The organism is Paenibacillus sp. FSL P4-0338, assembly GCF_038002365.1.
Lineage (GTDB): Bacteria > Bacillota > Bacilli > Paenibacillales > Paenibacillaceae > Paenibacillus_AQ.
Genome location: NZ_JBBOCG010000002.1, coordinates 1,858,473 through 1,876,298 on the forward strand (window position 1 = coordinate 1,858,473; position 17,826 = coordinate 1,876,298).

Genomic DNA, 17,826 nt, shown 5'->3' on the forward strand with positions numbered 1-17,826 from the left:
ATGAAGCAACTCGGCAAACAGACTTGGGAATTTACGAACCGTCCGGTGATCCTTGGGACCTCCGCAGTGGTGGGACCCGAAGAGGGGGAAGGGCCGCTGGCCTCAAGCTTCGACTTTGTCTACGATTCACTGGAAATGGGCGAGAAAACATGGGAGAAGGCAGAACGCGCTTTATTTGAAAAAGCTGCCAAGCTTGCCCTGATGAATGCGAATCTGGAGCAGGAGAAGCTGGAGTTCTTCGTCGGCGGGGATCTGATGAATCAGATCATCAGCAGCTCCTTCGCCGCACGCAAGCTTGGCGTGCCTTACCTCGGGGTGTTCGGTGCCTGCTCCACCTCGATGGAGAGCCTGGCCATCGCCTCCATGATCGTGGATTCCGGCGGCGGCAAGTACGTGCTGGCCGGCACATCCAGCCACAACTGTACGGTGGAGAAGCAGTTCCGCTACCCGACAGAGTACGGCTCGCAGAAGCCGCCCACCGCCCAGTACACTGTAACAGGCTCTGGCTGTGCAGTGGTAGGCGTGAACGATGGGACGGTTCAAGGGCCCCATGTGGTGTATGCAACGCTTGGGCGCATCATGGACCTGGGGCTGAAAGATCCGTTCAATATGGGAACCGCTATGGCCCCGGCAGCCGCCGATACGATTACGGCACATTTCCGGGACACGGGGCTGTCGCCCGGTCATTATGATCTGATTGTTACAGGCGATCTGGCTTCCATCGGATTGCCGATTGCCAAGGATTTGCTGGCCAAGGAAGGCATCCCGATGGAGGAGACGGTCTTCAATGACTGCGGCTTGATGATCTATGATCTGGACAAGCAGAAATATGTCATAGCCGGAGGAAGCGGCTGCGGCTGCTCTGCCACAGTCACCTACGGGCATATTATGGGCCGGCTGAAGAAGGGAGAATTGAAGCGGGTACTGATCGTAGCGACTGGAGCGCTTTTGTCGCCGCTGTCTTATCAACAAGGGGAGAGTATTCCGTGCGTAGCCCATGCGGTAGCTCTGGAGAGTGGAGGTGAAGGAGCATGATATATTTATGGGCTTTTCTGGTCGGGGGTGCGATATGCGTGATCGGCCAGCTGATGTTCGATGTGCTGAAGCTGACCCCGGCCCATACTATGAGTACGCTGGTGGTACTTGGTGCGGCTGCCGACGCTTTTGGCATCTACGATCCGCTCGTGAAATTCGCTGGAGCAGGAGCCAGTGTGCCCATTACCAGCTTCGGGAATTCGTTGGTCCACGGGGCGCTGACTGAACTGGAGCGCGATGGCTGGGTCGGCGTCGTCACCGGGATTTTCGATGTGACCAGCGCCGGGATTTCCTCGGCGATTGTCTTCTCTTTCCTGGCGGCGCTGGTGGTCCGGCCGAAGGGGTAACTGACGGTGGATAGATCGTCAATAGATATGTCAATTCCGGGATCGCCTAGAGCGGTCCCTTTTTATATGAAGGGGGGTTGCGCCGCCTGATGCGGGTTTCTTTTGGACAAATCTAGCATGCGACTCTACAAATTCACTTGGCCTAACATGTACTTTCGGTACTCCTATCATGTAAAATGTATATATTACTGCTTATTCTGATATAGGAGGGTTTAATATACATGCCCGTACGTCAAGAATCTACGCAAATAATGAACGCTGTCCGCACTAATTTGGAATCCTGTATTCTTGGTAAAAGCTTTGAAATAGAACTGCTGCTGACTGCCCTGTTAGCAGGCGGACATGTCCTGATTGAGGATGTTCCCGGGACTGGCAAAACCCAGCTGATCCGCGCGCTCTCCCGGTCGATGTCCGGCGAATACCGGCGTATTCAGTGTAACCCGGATATTCTTCCGAGTGATATTACCGGTGTATCCGTCTATCATCCGCGCGATGAGATGTTTCACTTCCGCCCGGGCCCGGTGATGACCAATATTCTGCTGGCCGATGAGATCAACCGGGCGACCACCAAGACCCAGTCCGCACTGCTTGAGGTAATGGAGGAACGCAATGTTACGGTCGATGGAGAGACCTATCCCCTTCCGCATCCGTTCATGCTCTGCGCGACCCAGAATCCGATAGATTTCGAGGGAACCTATACCCTTCCCGAAGCTCAGCTGGACCGCTTCATGCTGCGGATCAGCCTGGGCTACCCGGATGCAGACACCGAGAAGAACCTGCTGCGTACCCATCAGCAGGGCCAGCCGGTGGACAGGCTGGCTCCCGTAACCAGCATGGAGACGATCGCCGCCATTCAGGAGGAGATCCGCGATGTGTTCATCAGCGAGCCGGTGCTGAACTACCTGCTGGATGTGGTCCGACAGACGCGGGTGCATCCGCTGGTGCTGCTGGGCGCCAGCCCCCGGGCATCGTTATCGTTCATGATGGCCTGCAAGGCCTACGCTTTTCTCCAGGAACGGGATTATGTGCTGCCTGATGATGTGAAGACCCTGACCCCGTATGCGCTGGGACACCGTATCCTGCTGCGGCCGGAATCACGCCTGGATAACGTCAGCATGGACTCCCTGCTCCAGAAGCTGCTTCAGAGCATTAACGTGCCTGTAACCATGAGGCAATAAGATGAGGGCCTTACTTACGCGGGCTGCCGCTGCGGTTCAGCTGAGGAAGTTCACGGGCGTTCTGGCCATTTGGGTCATCACACTCTTATACGTGCTGTTTCAGGGCGGCAAAACCTCCTTCATGCTGTTCATTATGGTCTCTGTTCTCATTCTGTATCTGTTCATTGGCGGCCTTGAAGGAGTCCGGCGGACCAGAGGCACACGCAGCTTCTATTCCGAACAGGATAAGCCGGACCTGCTATATGCCGGGGGCTTTCTAAAGGTGAAGCTGGAAGTGACCATTCCGGGATTTCTGCCTTTGCCCTACGTGATCGTAAGGGAAATTCTGAAGCGCCATAACGGAGAGTCCTGGGTATTCGAGGAGAGCCTGATTCCGAACATGGGCGGACGGGGCGAGCTGCTGTTCCAGACGCCGCTGCTGGAGCGGGGCCGTTATTCTTTTGAGAATACGGATATTCTCAGCGAGGACATCTTCGGTCTGATGGAGCACAAGGGAACCTTCAAGGCAGAAGGCCAGTTCCGGGTGATGCCCCGGGCTGTCGTAGTGCCGCGCTGGCAGCTATACGAGCGCAAGGCGCGCCTGTCGGGGCCGCAGGTATCGCTGCTTCAGTCACGGCGTGAGACCACGCAGATCAACGGTGTGCGTGATTATGTCTACGGCGACCGGCTGACGCGCATTCACTGGAATGCAACGGCGAAGACCGGTGAGTGGAAGTCCAAGGAATTCGAGCATGAATCCGTTCCCAGAACCATTCTGGTGCTGGACGGTACCTCCAGCGGCTATTACAACTCCGCACAATTCGAGCTGGCGGTCTCGGTCACGGCTTCTCTCCTCGGCTTCGGCATCCGGGAGCGGATCGGCATTGGAATGTGCTGTCTGGATAAGCATACGAAGGTGTTCAGTCCGGCGGAAGGCAATGCCGAGCGGCAAAAAATGATTCAGTATTTGATAGACATCAACGCGGAAGGTAAGGGGCCGCTGATTAACAGGCTGGAGAGTGTCCAGCGGCTGTTCCCCAAGGGGTCGTATTTCGTACTGATCAGTCCGCAGAGCGGCAGAGTGGTGCTGGATACGCTGCACTGGGCGGAGAACCGGGGGATGACGCCTTCCCATATTCATATTCTTCATCCTTCCGGGAAATACCGGGCCGGTGAGTGGCAGAATATTCTGCACTCGCATGGCGTTACCGGACATAGCATCAACACACTTCAGGAGCTTCCTGCGGTACTTGGAGGTGATTCTGTCCGATGAAGCACTGGTTCCAGGCGATACGTTCCTCTTGGCATCATGGGCTGACGCTGCTATGGCTAAGCATTATCGCTATGCAGTGGGTGTCCTATACGGTGCCCTTCTGGCTGCAGGAGACCACCGTTTCTGTGGCGCTAACCCTGCTAGCCGTTACAGCTATTGAAATTATTTTTCCGTTCAAAAATGTGTACCGCATTCTGCTGGAAGGCGCGGCAGTGGTATTTATCGTATACAACGTGATTATCAGTTACGGCATTTACATTCCTGATCCTCTGCTGCCGGCATTTCTTGACCGGCTGCCGGGGATAACGGTATCGATGAATCCGTACATCTGGTTTGCGCTGGGGGCTTGGGCGCTGCTGCTTGTGTCCGCCTGGTGGGTGAACAGCAAGGCACGGATTCTGATGTTCATCGCGGCGAATATCACAGCCTTCGCCGCGCTGGATTCATTCACGACAGCGGTAATGTGGCAGGAGGTAGCCTGGACGGTCTTTGCCGGTATGGGCTGGCTGGTCACGCGGCATCTTAGGAATTTCCAGCTGCATTATCCGCGCGGCTGGACCTATATGCTGAGGTACCCGATGAAGGTTGCCTTGAATATAGCGATTATTTTCTCACTGGTCATCCTTGCCGGGGTGAACATGCCTGGCGTGCGTCCAACCTTGACCGACCCATATACCGCCTGGCAAAAGTGGAACGGTAACTCGGTCTCGTCCAGACCCTCCTCCGGGGGCGGGGACAGCGGAAGCGGCGGGTCAGCGGCGAACGGGACGACTTCGGGCTACAGCCTGAACGATGACAATCTGGGCGGGGGCTTCAATTTCGATTATTCGCCGGTCATGCAAGTGACCTCCGATCTGCGCACCTATATGCGCGGCGAGATCCGCAGCGTGTATTCGGGCAAAGGCTGGACAGATGATGATACCTCCGGCCGGGGAAAACATAACGAAGTCCAGGTGGGCGAGCCGCTGGAGCGCGCTGCCGCTTCCAAGACAGAGACCCGTACGCTCAAGCAGACCGTCAAGCTGCTCGGAGGGAACAGTTATCCGGTTCTGTTCGGCGGCTATTCGATCTCGGGGGTAGACTCGGTGGATGGGCAGGAACAGAGCAGCGGCTTGGCCTGGCGGAGTGAAGACAGTGAACTGCTGTGGAATCCCGGAGGCAAGACGAGGGCTTACCCGCAGACCTATGTGGTAACCTCGGAGGTGCCGGTGGTTCCCCTTAAGGAACTGAGCATGCAGACCTTCGAGCAGCTCTACAGTAATAAGAATATCGATCCGCAGTATCTTCAGCTCCCGGATAACTATCCTGAGCGGGTGAGCGCGCTGGCCAAGGAGATTACGGCGAGAGCGCAGACGCCTTACGAGAAGACGATTCTGCTGCAGCAATATCTGCAAGCTTCCTTCCCTTACACGAATCAGCCGGATACCTCACGGGCCAGAAGTAAGGATATGGTCGAGAGCTTCCTGTTTGAGATCAAGGAAGGATACTGTGATTACTATTCCACGGCGCTTGTCACCATGGCGAGGTCACTGGATATACCAGCCCGCTGGGTGAAGGGGTATGCTCCCGGGGAGCAGGCCGAGATTCCGGATAGCGTAATGATCCAACAGAGCGCTGCCGGTTATGTGAACAATAACTACACGATTACCAATGCGGATGCCCACTCCTGGGCCGAAATTTATTTCGGCGATTACGGATGGGTGCCTGTTGAGGCAACGCCCGGCTTCGATGTTCCGGTGCTGACGCAGAGTGAGCAGGATAATCCGGATCAGCCCGAAGTTCAGGAAGAGGAGCCGGAAGAGCTTGAACCGGCGGCATCGGGACAGACGGACAAGTCTGCCGGGTTCCATCCCGGCACCTGGGCTGTGGCTGGAGCAGCCGCTGTACTCCTGCTCTGGATCGTATTCCTGATCTGGCAGCGCCGGCTGAGCCTGCGCTTCCTGATTACCCGTATGCGTCTAGGTGGTCAGCCGACTCCGGCGCAAAAAGTTGTTGCAGAAACGGAGCGCTGGGTAAGGTATATGCGCAGGAAGGGTATGCTGAAGAAAGAGCATGAGACCCTGCGCGAATCCGTGGCACGGTGGAGCGTGGAACGCCCGCAAGCTGCGGGTAGTCTTGCTGCACTGCTGAAGATGTTCGAGCGGGCGAATTACAGCCCTCAGGTTATTGAAGACAAAGACTGGCACAGCGTGTATACTGAAGCTTTGCGGCTGCGAAAAAGCATGAAGTCCGGCAAGTAATGCCCCATGGTGATGAAATGCTGCCGGACCCTGGTTTTTTTGCAGTCCTATAGCGCCGGGTAACAAGTTTCCTGTATGAAAATGAGGTGAAGGTATTGTTTGAAAGATTAGTCCCCAAGCTCCGGGTAAACACGGTGTTTGATATCGCTCTGGAGGAGCTATACCGCCAAGGCTACCGGGGAATTATTACGGATCTGGATAATACGCTGGTCGGCGCCAAGGCGCCGCTGGCTACTCCTGAGCTGCTGCTCTGGTTCGCTAAGGTGAAGGAGCTGGGCTTCAAGCTTGTGATTGTATCCAACAACAATATGGACCGGGTGTCGCGTTTTGCTACCCCGCTGAATATTGAATTTGTACATCAGGCCAAGAAGCCCAGCAATTCCCCGTTCCTGCGGGCCATGAAGCTGATGGAGCTGGGACCGGAGCAGACGATTGTGGTCGGCGACCAGATGCTTACCGATGTATACGGCGGTAACCGGCTGGGTCTGTTCACGGTACTCGTGCTGCCCATCTCCGTCAAGGATGAAGGAATAGGAACAAGAATTAACCGCAGAGTGGAGCAGATTGCCTTGACCCGTCTGCGGAAGCAAGGATTGTGGCAAGAGGAGGATAAATCTTAATGAATGCAATGAACGATGAAAAGACGCGGCCAGAGAAATGCAGCGGCTGCGGCATTAAGCTCCAGAGCGTGGACAAGGAGCTTCCCGGCTATATCCCGGAGGTCGCCTTCGGGCGGGAGCCGGTAATTTGTCAGCGCTGCTTCCGGATCAAGAATTACAATGAAGCCTCATCCGTATCGGTGAATCAGGATGAATTCCTGAAGCTGTTAAGCGGAGTAGGGGAGAAGAATGCACTGGTGATCCATATTGTGGATCTGTTCGATTTCGAGGGCAGTCTGATTTCCGGGCTGCAGCGGTTTGTCGGCAATAATCAGGTCATCCTGGCGGTGAACAAGATCGATCTGCTGCCGAAGGTGACCAACTGGAACCGGCTGCGTAACTGGATGCAGCAGCGCTGCAAGGAAGAGGGGCTGCGCACGGCGGAGATCGTCCTGGTCAGCGCGAAGCGCAATCAGGGCTTCGACCGTCTGCTGGAGGCCGTTACCGAGATGCGCGGCCAGCGTGATGTATATGTCGTCGGGGCTACCAATGTAGGCAAGTCCACCTTGATTAACCGGCTGATCTCCGATTACAGTGACCTGGAAGAGGAGCTGACGACCTCCCGTTATCCGGGCACCACCCTCGATATGGTCAAAATCCCGCTGGATGACGGCCATTCCATCATTGATACGCCTGGGATCGTATACCCTTGGCGCTACAGTGAGCTGGTCGAGCGCAAGGATCTGGGCGCAGTGATGCCCGAGAATCCGCTCAAGCCTGCGGTCTACCAGCTGAATGAAGGCCAGTCTCTGTTCTTCGGCGGACTGGGACGCTTCGACTTCATTCAGGGGGAACGCCAGTCCTTCACCTGCTTCATCAGCGGCACCCTGAAGATTCACCGCACGAAGCTGGAGCGTGCAGATTCCCTGTACCAAGACCACCGGGGCGAGTTGTTGTCTCCGCCGGGAACTGCCGACATGGACAAGCTGCCGCAGTGGCAGCGCCATGAATTCCGTATCTCCAGGAATAGTGAGACCGACCTGTTCATCTCCGGTCTGGGCTGGATCAAGGTGAACGGTACAGCCGGAGCGGTAGTAGCTGTCCATGTGCCGCGCGGCGTCAAGGTGCTTACCCGTCCGTCGCTGATCTAATTGTACAGGAGGAAGGCGACATGACTGAGACAGGCAGGAACACGCAGAGTCACGGGGAACTCCTGCTGGGCGTGATGGGTGACCCGATTGCCCAGTCCAAATCCCCGCTGATGCACGGGGCAGCGCTCCAGGCGCTCGGTCTCTCTGGAGCTTATGTGCCGCTGCACATCACGCCGGACAAGCTGGGCGATGCGGTGCAGGCGATACGAACCCTTGGCTTCCGTGGCGTGAATGTAACGATTCCGCATAAGGTTGCCGTGATGCAGTATCTGGACCGGCTGGATTCAAGTGCGGTGGATGTCGGCGCAGTCAATACCATCGTCAATGACAATGGTATACTGACCGGCTTCAATACGGATGGAATCGGATATGTCCGCTCGCTTATGACAGAGGCTGTGCCGGATCTCACCGGCACCCGTATTCTGGTAATTGGAGCCGGCGGTGCGGCCAGAGGGATTGTCTCGGCGCTGCTGAAGGAGCAGCCGGCTTCGGTCCTGATTGTGAACCGTAATGAGGAACGGGCCCGTCAGCTGGCAGATAGCTTCAGCAGCCGGGGCAGCTTAACCGGAGCAGGGATGGATGCCGTTCCCGGCGTGCTTGGCAGCATGGATATTGTAATTAATACTACATCCGTAGGGATGTATCCGCATATGGAAGACATGCCGATCGATCCATCCGGGCTGCATGAAGGGATGATCGTCAGCGATCTGATCTATAATCCGTTGCATACCCGGCTGCTTACAGAGAGCCTGAAGCGCGGCTGCAGCGTTCACGGCGGGCTAGGTATGTTCGTCTACCAGGGCGCTTACGCCTTGGAGTACTGGACGGGACTTGAAGCTCCCGCAGCGATTATGCGTCAGACCATTGCGGATTGCCTCGGCCAGGTGCCGGGCAAATGATTTTCACTGAACAGGGTAATAATATATGTTAATTAAGGAGTTTTCACATTTATGTTAACAGGCAAACAAAAACGTTATCTTCGCTCTTTGGCTCATCATCTGGATGCTGTATTTCAGGTTGGCAAAGGCGGCGTAAACGATCATCTGATCCGTCACATTGAAGAAGCTATTGAGAAACGCGAGCTGATGAAGATCAGTGTACTGAATAACAACGCTGATGATCCCAAGGAAATTGGTGCCGCGCTTGCCGAGCAGTCCGGTTCGGAGCTTGTTCAGGTTATCGGCAAGACTATCGTTCTGTACAAGGAATCACGCGACAACAAAACGATTGAGCTTCCAAGATAGGAGGTTGACCTCTTGAGAGTAGGCATAATGGGAGGGACCTTCGATCCTCTGCATATCGGCCATATGATGGCCGCTGAGACAGCGCGCGAGAGCTACGGTCTGCAGGAGGTCTGGTTCATGCCTTCGCATATCCCGCCTCATAAGCATGAAGCCGGGGCAACCGGTGAAGAGCGGCTGGCTATGGTGGAGGGAGCGGTGAAGAATCATCCTTCCTTCGGCATTCTCGATTGGGAAATCGTACGGGGCGGAGTATCCTATACGCTGGAGACGGTGATTAGTCTTCAGGAGGAATATCCGCAGCATGAGTTCTTTTTCATCGTGGGCGCAGATATGGTGCAGTATCTGCCCAAATGGCAGGGGATCGAAGAGCTGGTGAAGCGGTTGACCTTCATCGGTGTCGGACGTCCGGGCACTCCGCTGGATCTGGGACTGCTGCCGGAGTTCATTGCGGGTAGAGTCCTGCTGGCGGATATGCCGCTGGTCGATCTCTCCTCCACCATGCTCAGAGCCCGGGCCGCCGAAGGAAAGTCGATCCGCTATATGGTTCCGGATGCTGTGTATGAATATGTTCAAAGGAGTGGATTGTATGGAGTACAGCCGTGAAGCGCTGATTGAGGCGGTATCCGGCCAGATGCCGGACAAACGCTGGAAGCATACACTCGGTGTGATGGAGTCCGCTGTGAAGCTGGCGCAGCATTATGGCGCTGACCCGCAGCGGGCCGAGACCGCAGCCATCCTGCATGATGTGGCCAAGTATTGGCCGGTAGAGCGGATGCGGGAGATCATTGAACAGAATGAATTATCCGCCGAGCTTTTGAAATATGACAAGCAGCTATGGCATGCAGAAGTGGGTGCTTATACTGCCGAGCATGATTATGGCATTCAGGATACTGAGGTGCTGGACGCGATCCGTTACCATACCTCGGGACGGGAGAACATGAGCCTGCTGGAGCGGATCGTCTGTCTGGCTGATTATATTGAGCCGGGTCGGGACTTCCCAGGTGTGGAGGAGATCCGCAAGCTGGCGAAGGTCAGTCTGGAGCAAGGGCTGATTGCCGGACTGGATTCCACTATACGCGTGCTGCTGGAGAAGCGCAGGGTCGTATTTCCGCTTACGGTGCTGGCGCGCAACGATTTAGTTAGAACATTGGAGGATAAACTATGAGTGTACAAGCAAACAAGCTGTTTGAGCTGGCGTTACACGCCGTTCAGGATAAAAAAGCAATGAACGTGGTGGCTCTTGATCTGCGCAGTGTGTCGCCGATCAGCGATTATTTCATCATCTGCCACGGTAATTCCGATACCCAGGTTCAGGCGATTGCCACTGAGGTGCGCAAGGTAGTTCATGAAGCTGGCGGAATGATCAAAGGCATTGAGGGGATGGATGCAGCACGCTGGGTACTGATGGACCTTGGCGACGTGATTGTCCATGTCTTCCACCGCGATGAACGTGAATATTACAATATTGAGCGTCTGTGGTCGGATGCCAAGGTCGTGGAGACAGTATGAGTCTGATTGCAGGAACTACGGTTACGCTTGAAGTGATGCGGGAGGTATCCCCTTACGGGTACTTCCTGAGCGCGGGCGACCAGGATATCATGCTTCATTACACCGAGCTTGTGGGCAGTAAGCCGAAGATCGGCGACAAGGTGGAGGTATTCCTCTTCTTCGATACCGAGGACCGTCCTGCGGCTACGATGAAGAAACCGTATCTGACGCTTGGCGAGATGGCGCTGCTGGAAGTGGCGGATATCCATCCACGGCTGGGCTGCTTCCTGGAGATGGGGCTTGGACGGCAGCTGCTGCTGCCGCTCAGCGAGCTTCCCGAGCTGGTGGAGCTGCGTCCGCAGATTGGCGACAAGGTCTTCGCAATTATGGAGCATGACAAGCAGGGACGTCTCCGTGCCAAGCTGGCCGGAGAGCAGGAGCTCGCGCCGCTGGCCTTGCCTGCACCGGAGTCCTGGCAGGGGCAGAGTGTCACCGCCCGGGTGTACAAGCCGCTGCAGATGGGCACCTTCGTGCTTGTAGATGCTGGTGTGCTCGGCTTCGGCATCATCGGTATGGTTCACTCCTCTGAACGCGCCCGCTTGCTGCGTCTGGGCGAAGTGATTGAAGCGCGCGTGGCGCATATCCGTGAGGATGGCCGCGTCAACCTCAGCATGGGTCACCGCAAGGAAGTGGGCCGTGATGTGGATTCAGCAGCTCTGCTTGATTTCCTGGCTTCCCGTCCGGGCGGCGGAATGCCGTATTCGGATGCTACGCCTCCCGATATTATCAAGCAGCGCTTCGGGATTAGCAAATCAGCGTTCAAGCGTGCGCTTGGCAAGCTGATGAAGGAAGGATTGGTTGTCCAGAAGGAGAACTGGACCTATCTGGCTGCCCGCGAAGAGGCGCAGGCCGAACCGGACAGCGAATCTGACAACCAATAGTATAGAGAAAGCGGTGTTCGCAGTGTCTTCCTATGGCAAATTTGCTTATGTATACGATGCGCTTATGGCGGATATGCCGTATCCAGATTGGCTGGCCTTTGCCGAGACGGCATGGGGCAAATACGGCAAGCCGCGCACGGTAGCCGAGCTCGGCTGCGGTACCGGCAGCCTGACGATTCCGCTGGCTGCTGCTGGTTACCACATGACGGGGATTGACCTTTCTTCGGACATGCTGTCCGTTGCCCAGCGGAAGCTGGAGCAGCAGCCGCAGGGACGGCGCTTTTTGCGGGAGGGCAGTGTGCAGTGGGTTCAGCAGAACATGAAGGAATGGGAGCTGCCGGAGCCGGTGGACGCCGTCATCTCCTTCTGTGACTGCCTGAACTATGTGCTGGAAGAGCAGGACATCCGGTCCGTGTTCTCCAGTACGTATGACGGACTGAAGCCAGGCGGGACCTTCTTGTTCGATGTACATCATCCGAACACGCTGATCCGCTATGAGGAAGAGCAGCCCTTCGTGCTGGATGAACCGGACATCTCCTATATCTGGACCTGCGAGCTGGATGTGCCCCGTAGGGAGATTGAGCATCACCTGTCCATCTTTGCCCGCGAGGAGAGCCGCTTGGACACGTACCGCCGCTTCGAAGAGACCCATACCCAGCGTGCCTATGACCCGGAGTGGATGAAGCAGGAGCTGCTTGCCGCCGGATTCAGCGAGGTGTCGGTGTATGCGGACTTCGAGTGGGTGGCGGCGGATGATTCGGCGGAGCGGCTGTTCTATGTGGCTGTGAAGTGAAGCTGCTAGAGAGTTGAACTTGTTCAGCACAGATGAGAACCTGAAGCGTAATCGTCACCGCGGGGAACATTTGGACTTCTAGCGCACATAAGAACTTGAAGCGTAATCGTCACTGCGGAGAACTTTTGGACTTACGGCCGCTGTTGTCTCCAGATGTTCTGAATTGTACCGCTATTAGCGGATAACATCCGGAGACAAAGGCGGACGCTACCGCTCCTACAGTTCCAAATTTCCCCTCCGTTCCTTTTTGCTTCTTGTTAAATTCTTTAGAGCTTCATATATGGTTGAGGTTATATGGGAGGTCCTTACCTGAATTGGGTAAGGGCCTTCTTTGATCTTGATAAGGACCAAATGTATGTGGAAAACAGCATACAATCGGCGCTATTGGGGCATGTGGGTTGTGTTGCTGCGGGGCGAGTGAGACAGAAGTACAAATACCATCTGTACAAAGGGGCGCATCAGCCGTTCCTGCTTGCATGACACAGCAAACCGGGCCGTATCCTTCAGATACGGCCCGGCCATCTTCCAATTATGCTTACCGGTGTTCGAACAAATCGATGGTGCCGAGTACAATATGCGCCAGACCAAATCCAAGAATGCCGGTTGCCGCGATCTTATATCTGCTCCCCAGAAAAGCTGCACTCGAAGCAGTAACTACGGTCCCCAGTACGGCTGGTATTAACCCTTCACGCATTCGAAACACTCCCTCACGGTAGTTTGAAAGACATTCGTTAGTGTGGGTTAAGGCCGGGACAATTATACTTCAGGGATTAATCTGCTACTCCCGCTGTGGTCGCCCGGCCGGAAGGGTCTTCGACCTCATGTACATTGTAGAGCACACGCGCCAGCAGATCCTGGCTGTAATTGCCGAAATGCTTGCCGTAGATGGTCAAGCCGCGCTTGTTGACCGGCTTGTCGGTGACGGCAATACGGAAAGTCAGCTCGCTCTTGTAATCCAGCTTGATGTCATCCAAGGTGATGTCTGAGATGCGGCAGCCGTCAATGAAGCTGCCTTCCTGATTGATGCGGATCAGCTTCAGCATGCCATACTGGTTGAGGTGGGGGGGCCACCAGTCCGGGTTGAAGGTGCCGCGCGTGTCGCCGAAGTCTCCGGGGCTGGTCCAGAAGCCGATCTCGATGCCGTTCACATAGAAGTACAGATCTGAAGGGTAATTGTCACTGAAGCCGGGAGCCTCGGAGCCAATCTCCATGGAGAACTGAATTTCCCGGAAGGTCTGGTTGGCTTTGAGATAGTTAGGAATGCGGTACTCCAGGAAGCCTTCGGCCATCCAGATGATCTCGGAATCGATCCGCTGGGGATCAGCGAAGTAACGCGGCTCGTCGAAATCCCCGATGATGCTGTCCTTGGTAGCCAGACCGCAGGTCGGAACAGCCTGATAATTACTGTAATGACCCACCTGAATCTCCACCTCGTACAGATTATCCACATCCTTGCTGCGCAGATCCACCATTAACTTATCCTTATTCAAGTAGCAGACCTTCTGAATTCCGTGCTTGCCTACTGCGGTGTTGATCTCGATTAAGCCGCTCTCCTCCAGCTTCTTGATATGCATCGTAATCGCCCCGTTGCTGAGATTCAGCTTCTTGGCAATTTCGTTGAGATTCAGGGCCTGATTGGTCGCCAGCAGCTCAAGAATCTGGATGCGGATTTCCGAGCTGAGCGCCTTGAAGATATCAATCCCGCTCATCAGATCTTTAATATAAATCATATTTAGGGTACCTTCTTCCACTGAGGTCATGAGAATCGAAACTATTTTATAAAATTATAAACTAATCAGCCCTAAAAGGAAAGTATTCTGCCTTTATTTGTAGTAAACGATTAAATTTAAGCTAAAACTAAAAGTTAATAGCTATTTGTTTTAAATAAATATGAATACTTAATGTACTGTTAAGTCATTATTAAGTGATATATTTCAGAAAAAAGGCAATAAACAACGTTTAATTTGAATATATATAAAAAGATTTACACTTTTATATTTACACTCCACTTTATATATGCTATTTTATACCTGTAAGCGAATACATTCAATTGTTTATCAATTATTTAATTAAAATGTGAAACATAGCACAACATGCGGTAGCTTGAACTAACAGAGCCGGTGAGGTTCCCTAGTTCTTCTATATAGATTGTATCAATCGAGTTGCTCAGCAAATCCTAGGAGGGGTTACAGTGTTAAAGAAAAAGGGCTGGTTCACACTGCTGTCGTTAGTTCTGATGGTATCGGTTGTACTTACAGGCTGCGGCGGAAAGAACAATGCATCGTCCGGGGGCAATAGCGGAAGCAAAGCTACGGCGAATGCCGGCAGCAAGGATTCCAAGGAAACCAAGAATCTTACGTTCATGTTCCGCGGGGGAACCGATGAGCAGAAGGCTTATGAAGGTGTTGTGAAAAAATATGAAGCCGATCATCCGAACGTCAAGGTTAAGATCGTTGTGACTGCGGCAGATCAATATGCGACTAAGCTGAAAGCCTCTATTACCGGGAACAGCGTGCCGGACGTATTCTATTTTGAATCCGGTGACCTGAAGGCTTATGTGAACAGCGGCGTGCTGCTGGATCTGACCAGCTATGTGGAGAAGAACCCTAACATTGATTTGAATAACATCTGGAAATATGGCGTGGATCTGTACCGTTACGACGGTACCATGGCTGGACAAGGTAATCTGTACGGGATGCCTAAGGACGTAGGCCCTTTTGCACTCGGCTATAATAAGACCATGTTCGAAGCTGCGGGTATCCCGCTGCCGGACAAAGACAAACCATACACCTGGGATGAATTCATCAAAGTCGCTCAGCAGCTGACGACTGATAAGGACGGGGACGGCAAGCTGGATCAATTCGGCGCAGGCTTCAACGTGCAGTGGGCCTTACCTTCCTTCGTCTGGAGCAACGGAGCGGACTGGCTGGATGCTACCAAGACCAAGGTTACCATTGATGATCCGAAGTTTATCGAAGCCTTGCAATTTTTCACTGACATGCAGCTTAAATACGGCATTACGCCATCAACGGAACAAGCTCAGACGCTGGATACCTACCAGCGCTGGATGAAAGGTGAAATGGCCTTCTTCCCTGTAGGTCCGTGGGATATGAGCACTTACGAGAAGCTGCCTTTTGATTATGACCTGATTCCTTATCCTGCCGGCTCCACAGGCAAATCTGCAACATGGACCGGCTCACTAGGTATCGGTGCTTCCGCCAAAACCAAGCATCCCGATGAAGCCGTGGATCTGATCAACTATCTGACAGCCTCCAAGGAGGGGATGGAAGCGCTGGTGAAGGCTAAGGTGCAAATCCCGAACCTGATGGATATGGCCAAGGAATGGGCCGCTGATACTACGACCAAACCGGCGAACAAGGAAGAATTCCTCCAGGTCGTGAATGAATATGGACGGGTGCTGCCTGGTCACTACACGTACAATGCTGAATGGTATAACCTGTTCTACACGGACATCCAGCCAGTGCTTGACGGTAAGGTTACCCCGGAGGAATATGTGAAGGCGGAACAGCCGAAGATGCAGAAGCTGCTGGATAAAGCGGTTGAGCAAGAGGCGAAATCTAAGAAATAAGCGGTACACACCGTTCTTATCTAGCATACAAAGTGATGCTCGGTCTCCTGTAACATCAGACCGGCATCACTTTATTCTGAGCTGAACTTGTATATATTTTGGGGACCCGCAAAGTATCTGAATACTCATCGGAGCTGATGCATCACTTTGTGGGGAAAGTTATAGACTATCCGAATTTGAGGTGATTCTAATGAATGCTAAGTTGGGTCTCTACCGCAAGGAGAAAATCTACGGATTTCTGTTTATCCTGCCTCCGCTGCTGGGACTGCTGATCTTTACGCTATACCCGATGATCTATTCGATCTATGGCTCATTTACGGATTGGGATGGGCTCGGCCAGATGAACTTCATCGGACTGAGTAACTTCACGGATCTGTGGTCGGATGAGCTGTTCCATAAGGCCTTATTCAATACCTTGTTCATGATGCTTGGCATTCCGATCGGCATTACGCTGGCGCTGCTGCTGGCACTTGGGCTTAACCGGGGAGTTCCCGGGACTACAGCGTTCCGGGTCATCTATTATGTTCCGGTTATTTCTTCTCTGGCCGCAGTATCGATCATGTGGAACTGGGCCTATAACGGTGATTATGGACTCGTCAACCAGTTCCTCGATCTCTTCGGAATCAGCGGGCCGAACTGGATGGCGAATAAATATACGGTGAAGCCTGCGTTGATCATTATGGCGGTATGGAAGGGCCTCGGTTATACGATGCTGCTCTATCTGGCGGCGCTGCAGAGTGTCTCCAGATCTTATTATGAAGCGGCGGAACTGGACGGAGCCAGCGGCTTCAAGTCCTTCTGGCATATCACCTGGCCAATGGTGCGCCCGGTAACCTTTTTCATCATCGTGACCAACATTATTGGAGGATCGCAAATTTTTACCGAGATGAACATTATGACTCCTACAGGCGGGCCCGAATATGCTTCGGCCTCCGTGGTGTTCTACATTTGGCAAAAAGCCTTCGGCAACTTCCAGATGGGTTATGCCTCTGCTATGGCGGTATTCCTCGGCGTGTTCATATTTGTTGTGACTCTTATCCAATTCCGAATGAACGAGAAGCAATCGTTCGATGTCGATTAACCGAAGAGGGAGGAGACCATAAATATGACGAGCAGAAGAAGAGTTACCCATAGCATTATCTTTGTTCTACTTTTAATCGGCGCGGTGTTCATGATCGGCCCGCTGCTCTGGATGCTGTCCACCTCATTCAAGGATAAGCAGGATGTGTTCGCTCTGCCTCCGGTGTGGATTCCGCGGCCGTTCCATTTCGATAAATACAGTGAGATCTGGGAGGCGGGGCCGCTGCTGAGCGGGATCAAGAACAGCTTGATCATCGCCGTCACGGTAACGATCGTAGGTACGTTCACCTCCAGTCTTGCGGCGTTTTCTTTTGCTAAATTGCGGTTTCCGGGTAAAAATAAAATATTCCTGCTGATGCTCTCATCCCTGATGATTCCGTATCCGGCAGTCATGATTCCGCAATTCTTCATGTTCTCGAAGCTGGGCTGGATTGATACGCTGCTGCCGCTGATTGTGCCGGGCTTATTCGGTAATATCGTCATGATCTTCTTCTTGCGGCAGTATCTGAGCAGTGTGCCGAATGCGATTATCGAAGCGGCCAAAATCGACGGAAGCTCGTACTTCCGCCTGTACAGCTCCATCACCTTCCCGCTGATCAAGCCGGCGGTGGCTGCACAGCTGATTCTGTGGTTCATGGGCATCTGGAACGACTACCTGTCTCCGATTATTTATCTGAATTCACCGGAGAAGCAGACCCTCCAGCTGGTCATCGCCAACTTCAATGCGACCTATGCGATCCAGACGGACTATCCGCTGATTATGGCGGCTTCGATTATTGCCCTGCTACCGATGCTGATTATCTTCCTTGTTTTCCAAAAGCAAATTATTGAATCTGTTGCCATCTCCGGAGTGAAGGGCTGACAGAGACAAGACCAAAGGAGAAACCAT

At 53.8% G+C, this 17,826-nt stretch carries 19 protein-coding genes; 17 read left to right on the forward strand and 2 right to left on the reverse strand.

Annotated elements, in window-relative coordinates; genetic code table 11:
* The 14 genes from spoVAD to MKZ07_RS32155 all read left to right on the forward strand — a co-directional run bounded on the left by spoVAD (window position 1) and on the right by MKZ07_RS32155 (window position 12,268).
* Complete coding sequence (gene spoVAD / locus MKZ07_RS32090) at window positions 1-1,035, forward strand: stage V sporulation protein AD (RefSeq protein ID WP_036697917.1); 1,035 nt, start codon at window positions 1-3, stop codon at window positions 1,033-1,035.
* Window positions 1,032-1,382, forward strand: coding sequence for a stage V sporulation protein AE (gene spoVAE / locus MKZ07_RS32095; RefSeq protein WP_036697920.1), 351 nt, complete (start codon window positions 1,032-1,034; stop codon window positions 1,380-1,382). The genes spoVAD and spoVAE overlap by 4 nt, the downstream gene beginning before the upstream one ends.
* A gap of 221 nt (window positions 1,383-1,603) precedes the next feature.
* Window positions 1,604-2,560 (forward strand): AAA family ATPase, encoded by a 957-nt coding sequence (locus MKZ07_RS32100; protein ID WP_036697922.1) that lies wholly within the window; start codon window positions 1,604-1,606, stop codon window positions 2,558-2,560.
* A 1-nt stretch (window position 2,561) separates the two neighbouring features.
* Window positions 2,562-3,812, forward strand: a complete 1,251-nt coding sequence (locus MKZ07_RS32105; protein WP_341029553.1) for a DUF58 domain-containing protein — start codon at window positions 2,562-2,564, stop codon at window positions 3,810-3,812.
* Window positions 3,809-6,052 (forward strand): DUF4129 domain-containing transglutaminase family protein, encoded by a 2,244-nt coding sequence (locus tag MKZ07_RS32110; RefSeq protein ID WP_341029555.1) that lies wholly within the window; start codon window positions 3,809-3,811, stop codon window positions 6,050-6,052. Before MKZ07_RS32105 ends, MKZ07_RS32110 begins: the two co-directional genes overlap by 4 nt.
* 95 nt (window positions 6,053-6,147) lie before the next feature.
* Window positions 6,148-6,672 (forward strand): YqeG family HAD IIIA-type phosphatase, encoded by a 525-nt coding sequence (locus MKZ07_RS32115; protein ID WP_036697929.1) that lies wholly within the window; start codon window positions 6,148-6,150, stop codon window positions 6,670-6,672.
* 8 nt (window positions 6,673-6,680) lie between these two features.
* The gene (yqeH, locus tag MKZ07_RS32120) at window positions 6,681-7,802 is read left to right on the forward strand and encodes a ribosome biogenesis GTPase YqeH (protein WP_036697979.1); all 1,122 of its coding nucleotides are present in this window, start codon (window positions 6,681-6,683) and stop codon (window positions 7,800-7,802) included.
* 20 nt (window positions 7,803-7,822) lie between these two features.
* Window positions 7,823-8,701 carry a shikimate dehydrogenase gene (gene aroE / locus MKZ07_RS32125; protein ID WP_036697931.1) on the forward strand — a complete coding sequence of 293 codons (879 nt, stop codon included), beginning with the start codon at window positions 7,823-7,825 and terminating at the stop codon, window positions 8,699-8,701.
* Between the two features lie 51 nt (window positions 8,702-8,752).
* On the forward strand, window positions 8,753-9,046 hold the full coding sequence (yhbY, locus tag MKZ07_RS32130; RefSeq protein WP_036697934.1) for a ribosome assembly RNA-binding protein YhbY: 294 nt from the start codon (window positions 8,753-8,755) through the stop codon (window positions 9,044-9,046).
* 12 nt (window positions 9,047-9,058) lie between these two features.
* Complete coding sequence (locus MKZ07_RS32135) at window positions 9,059-9,649, forward strand: nicotinate-nucleotide adenylyltransferase (protein ID WP_036697937.1); 591 nt, start codon at window positions 9,059-9,061, stop codon at window positions 9,647-9,649.
* Window positions 9,633-10,211 carry a bis(5'-nucleosyl)-tetraphosphatase (symmetrical) YqeK gene (gene yqeK / locus MKZ07_RS32140; protein ID WP_036697940.1) on the forward strand — a complete coding sequence of 193 codons (579 nt, stop codon included), beginning with the start codon at window positions 9,633-9,635 and terminating at the stop codon, window positions 10,209-10,211. Before MKZ07_RS32135 ends, yqeK begins: the two co-directional genes overlap by 17 nt.
* The gene (gene rsfS / locus MKZ07_RS32145) at window positions 10,208-10,555 is read left to right on the forward strand and encodes a ribosome silencing factor (RefSeq protein ID WP_036697944.1); all 348 of its coding nucleotides are present in this window, start codon (window positions 10,208-10,210) and stop codon (window positions 10,553-10,555) included. The genes yqeK and rsfS overlap by 4 nt, the downstream gene beginning before the upstream one ends.
* The gene (locus tag MKZ07_RS32150) at window positions 10,552-11,475 is read left to right on the forward strand and encodes a CvfB family protein (RefSeq protein ID WP_036697947.1); all 924 of its coding nucleotides are present in this window, start codon (window positions 10,552-10,554) and stop codon (window positions 11,473-11,475) included. The genes rsfS and MKZ07_RS32150 overlap by 4 nt, the downstream gene beginning before the upstream one ends.
* 22 nt (window positions 11,476-11,497) lie before the next feature.
* Window positions 11,498-12,268 (forward strand): class I SAM-dependent DNA methyltransferase, encoded by a 771-nt coding sequence (locus tag MKZ07_RS32155; protein ID WP_036697981.1) that lies wholly within the window; start codon window positions 11,498-11,500, stop codon window positions 12,266-12,268.
* 535 nt (window positions 12,269-12,803) lie between these two features.
* Here the strand turns inward: MKZ07_RS32155 and MKZ07_RS32160 are convergent.
* Together MKZ07_RS32160 and MKZ07_RS32165 are read right to left on the reverse strand one after the other, a co-directional pair.
* Window positions 12,804-12,962 carry a hypothetical protein gene (locus tag MKZ07_RS32160; protein WP_036697952.1) on the reverse strand — a complete coding sequence of 53 codons (159 nt, stop codon included), beginning with the start codon at window positions 12,960-12,962 and terminating at the stop codon, window positions 12,804-12,806.
* Window positions 12,963-13,038: 76 nt separating this feature from the next.
* Entirely contained in the window at window positions 13,039-13,998 is a 960-nt protein-coding gene (locus MKZ07_RS32165) for an ArsR/SmtB family transcription factor (RefSeq protein WP_036697955.1), read from the reverse strand.
* Between the two features lie 461 nt (window positions 13,999-14,459).
* Between MKZ07_RS32165 and MKZ07_RS32170 the strand changes: the two genes are divergently transcribed.
* From MKZ07_RS32170 to MKZ07_RS32180, 3 genes are all read left to right on the forward strand, one after another.
* Window positions 14,460-15,857 (forward strand): ABC transporter substrate-binding protein, encoded by a 1,398-nt coding sequence (locus tag MKZ07_RS32170; RefSeq protein WP_341029562.1) that lies wholly within the window; start codon window positions 14,460-14,462, stop codon window positions 15,855-15,857.
* Between the two features lie 190 nt (window positions 15,858-16,047).
* The gene (locus MKZ07_RS32175; RefSeq protein WP_036697960.1) at window positions 16,048-16,938 is read left to right on the forward strand and encodes a carbohydrate ABC transporter permease; all 891 of its coding nucleotides are present in this window, start codon (window positions 16,048-16,050) and stop codon (window positions 16,936-16,938) included.
* Between the two features lie 24 nt (window positions 16,939-16,962).
* On the forward strand, window positions 16,963-17,799 hold the full coding sequence (locus MKZ07_RS32180) for a carbohydrate ABC transporter permease (protein WP_076155496.1): 837 nt from the start codon (window positions 16,963-16,965) through the stop codon (window positions 17,797-17,799).
* The last annotated feature ends 27 nt before the right edge of the window (window positions 17,800-17,826 follow it).

Bases quoted from the DNA above. Each gene is read 5' to 3' on its own strand.
- MKZ07_RS32110 (WP_341029555.1), top strand. From the start codon at position 3,809: ATGAAGCACTGGTTCCAGGCGATACGTTCCTCTTGGCATCATGGGCTG.
- spoVAE (WP_036697920.1), top strand. From the start codon at position 1,032: ATGATATATTTATGGGCTTTTCTGGTCGGGGGTGCGATATGCGTGATC.
- aroE (WP_036697931.1), top strand. From the start codon at position 7,823: ATGACTGAGACAGGCAGGAACACGCAGAGTCACGGGGAACTCCTGCTG.
- MKZ07_RS32150 (WP_036697947.1), top strand. From the start codon at position 10,552: ATGAGTCTGATTGCAGGAACTACGGTTACGCTTGAAGTGATGCGGGAG.
- MKZ07_RS32160 (WP_036697952.1), bottom strand. From the start codon at position 12,962: ATGCGTGAAGGGTTAATACCAGCCGTACTGGGGACCGTAGTTACTGCT.
- rsfS (WP_036697944.1), top strand. From the start codon at position 10,208: ATGAGTGTACAAGCAAACAAGCTGTTTGAGCTGGCGTTACACGCCGTT.
- MKZ07_RS32100 (WP_036697922.1), top strand. From the start codon at position 1,604: ATGCCCGTACGTCAAGAATCTACGCAAATAATGAACGCTGTCCGCACT.
- MKZ07_RS32105 (WP_341029553.1), top strand. From the start codon at position 2,562: ATGAGGGCCTTACTTACGCGGGCTGCCGCTGCGGTTCAGCTGAGGAAG.
- spoVAD (WP_036697917.1), top strand. From the start codon at position 1: ATGAAGCAACTCGGCAAACAGACTTGGGAATTTACGAACCGTCCGGTG.
- MKZ07_RS32180 (WP_076155496.1), top strand. From the start codon at position 16,963: ATGACGAGCAGAAGAAGAGTTACCCATAGCATTATCTTTGTTCTACTT.
- yqeH (WP_036697979.1), top strand. From the start codon at position 6,681: ATGAACGATGAAAAGACGCGGCCAGAGAAATGCAGCGGCTGCGGCATT.
- yqeK (WP_036697940.1), top strand. From the start codon at position 9,633: ATGGAGTACAGCCGTGAAGCGCTGATTGAGGCGGTATCCGGCCAGATG.
- yhbY (WP_036697934.1), top strand. From the start codon at position 8,753: ATGTTAACAGGCAAACAAAAACGTTATCTTCGCTCTTTGGCTCATCAT.
- MKZ07_RS32175 (WP_036697960.1), top strand. From the start codon at position 16,048: ATGAATGCTAAGTTGGGTCTCTACCGCAAGGAGAAAATCTACGGATTT.
- MKZ07_RS32165 (WP_036697955.1), bottom strand. From the start codon at position 13,998: ATGATTTATATTAAAGATCTGATGAGCGGGATTGATATCTTCAAGGCG.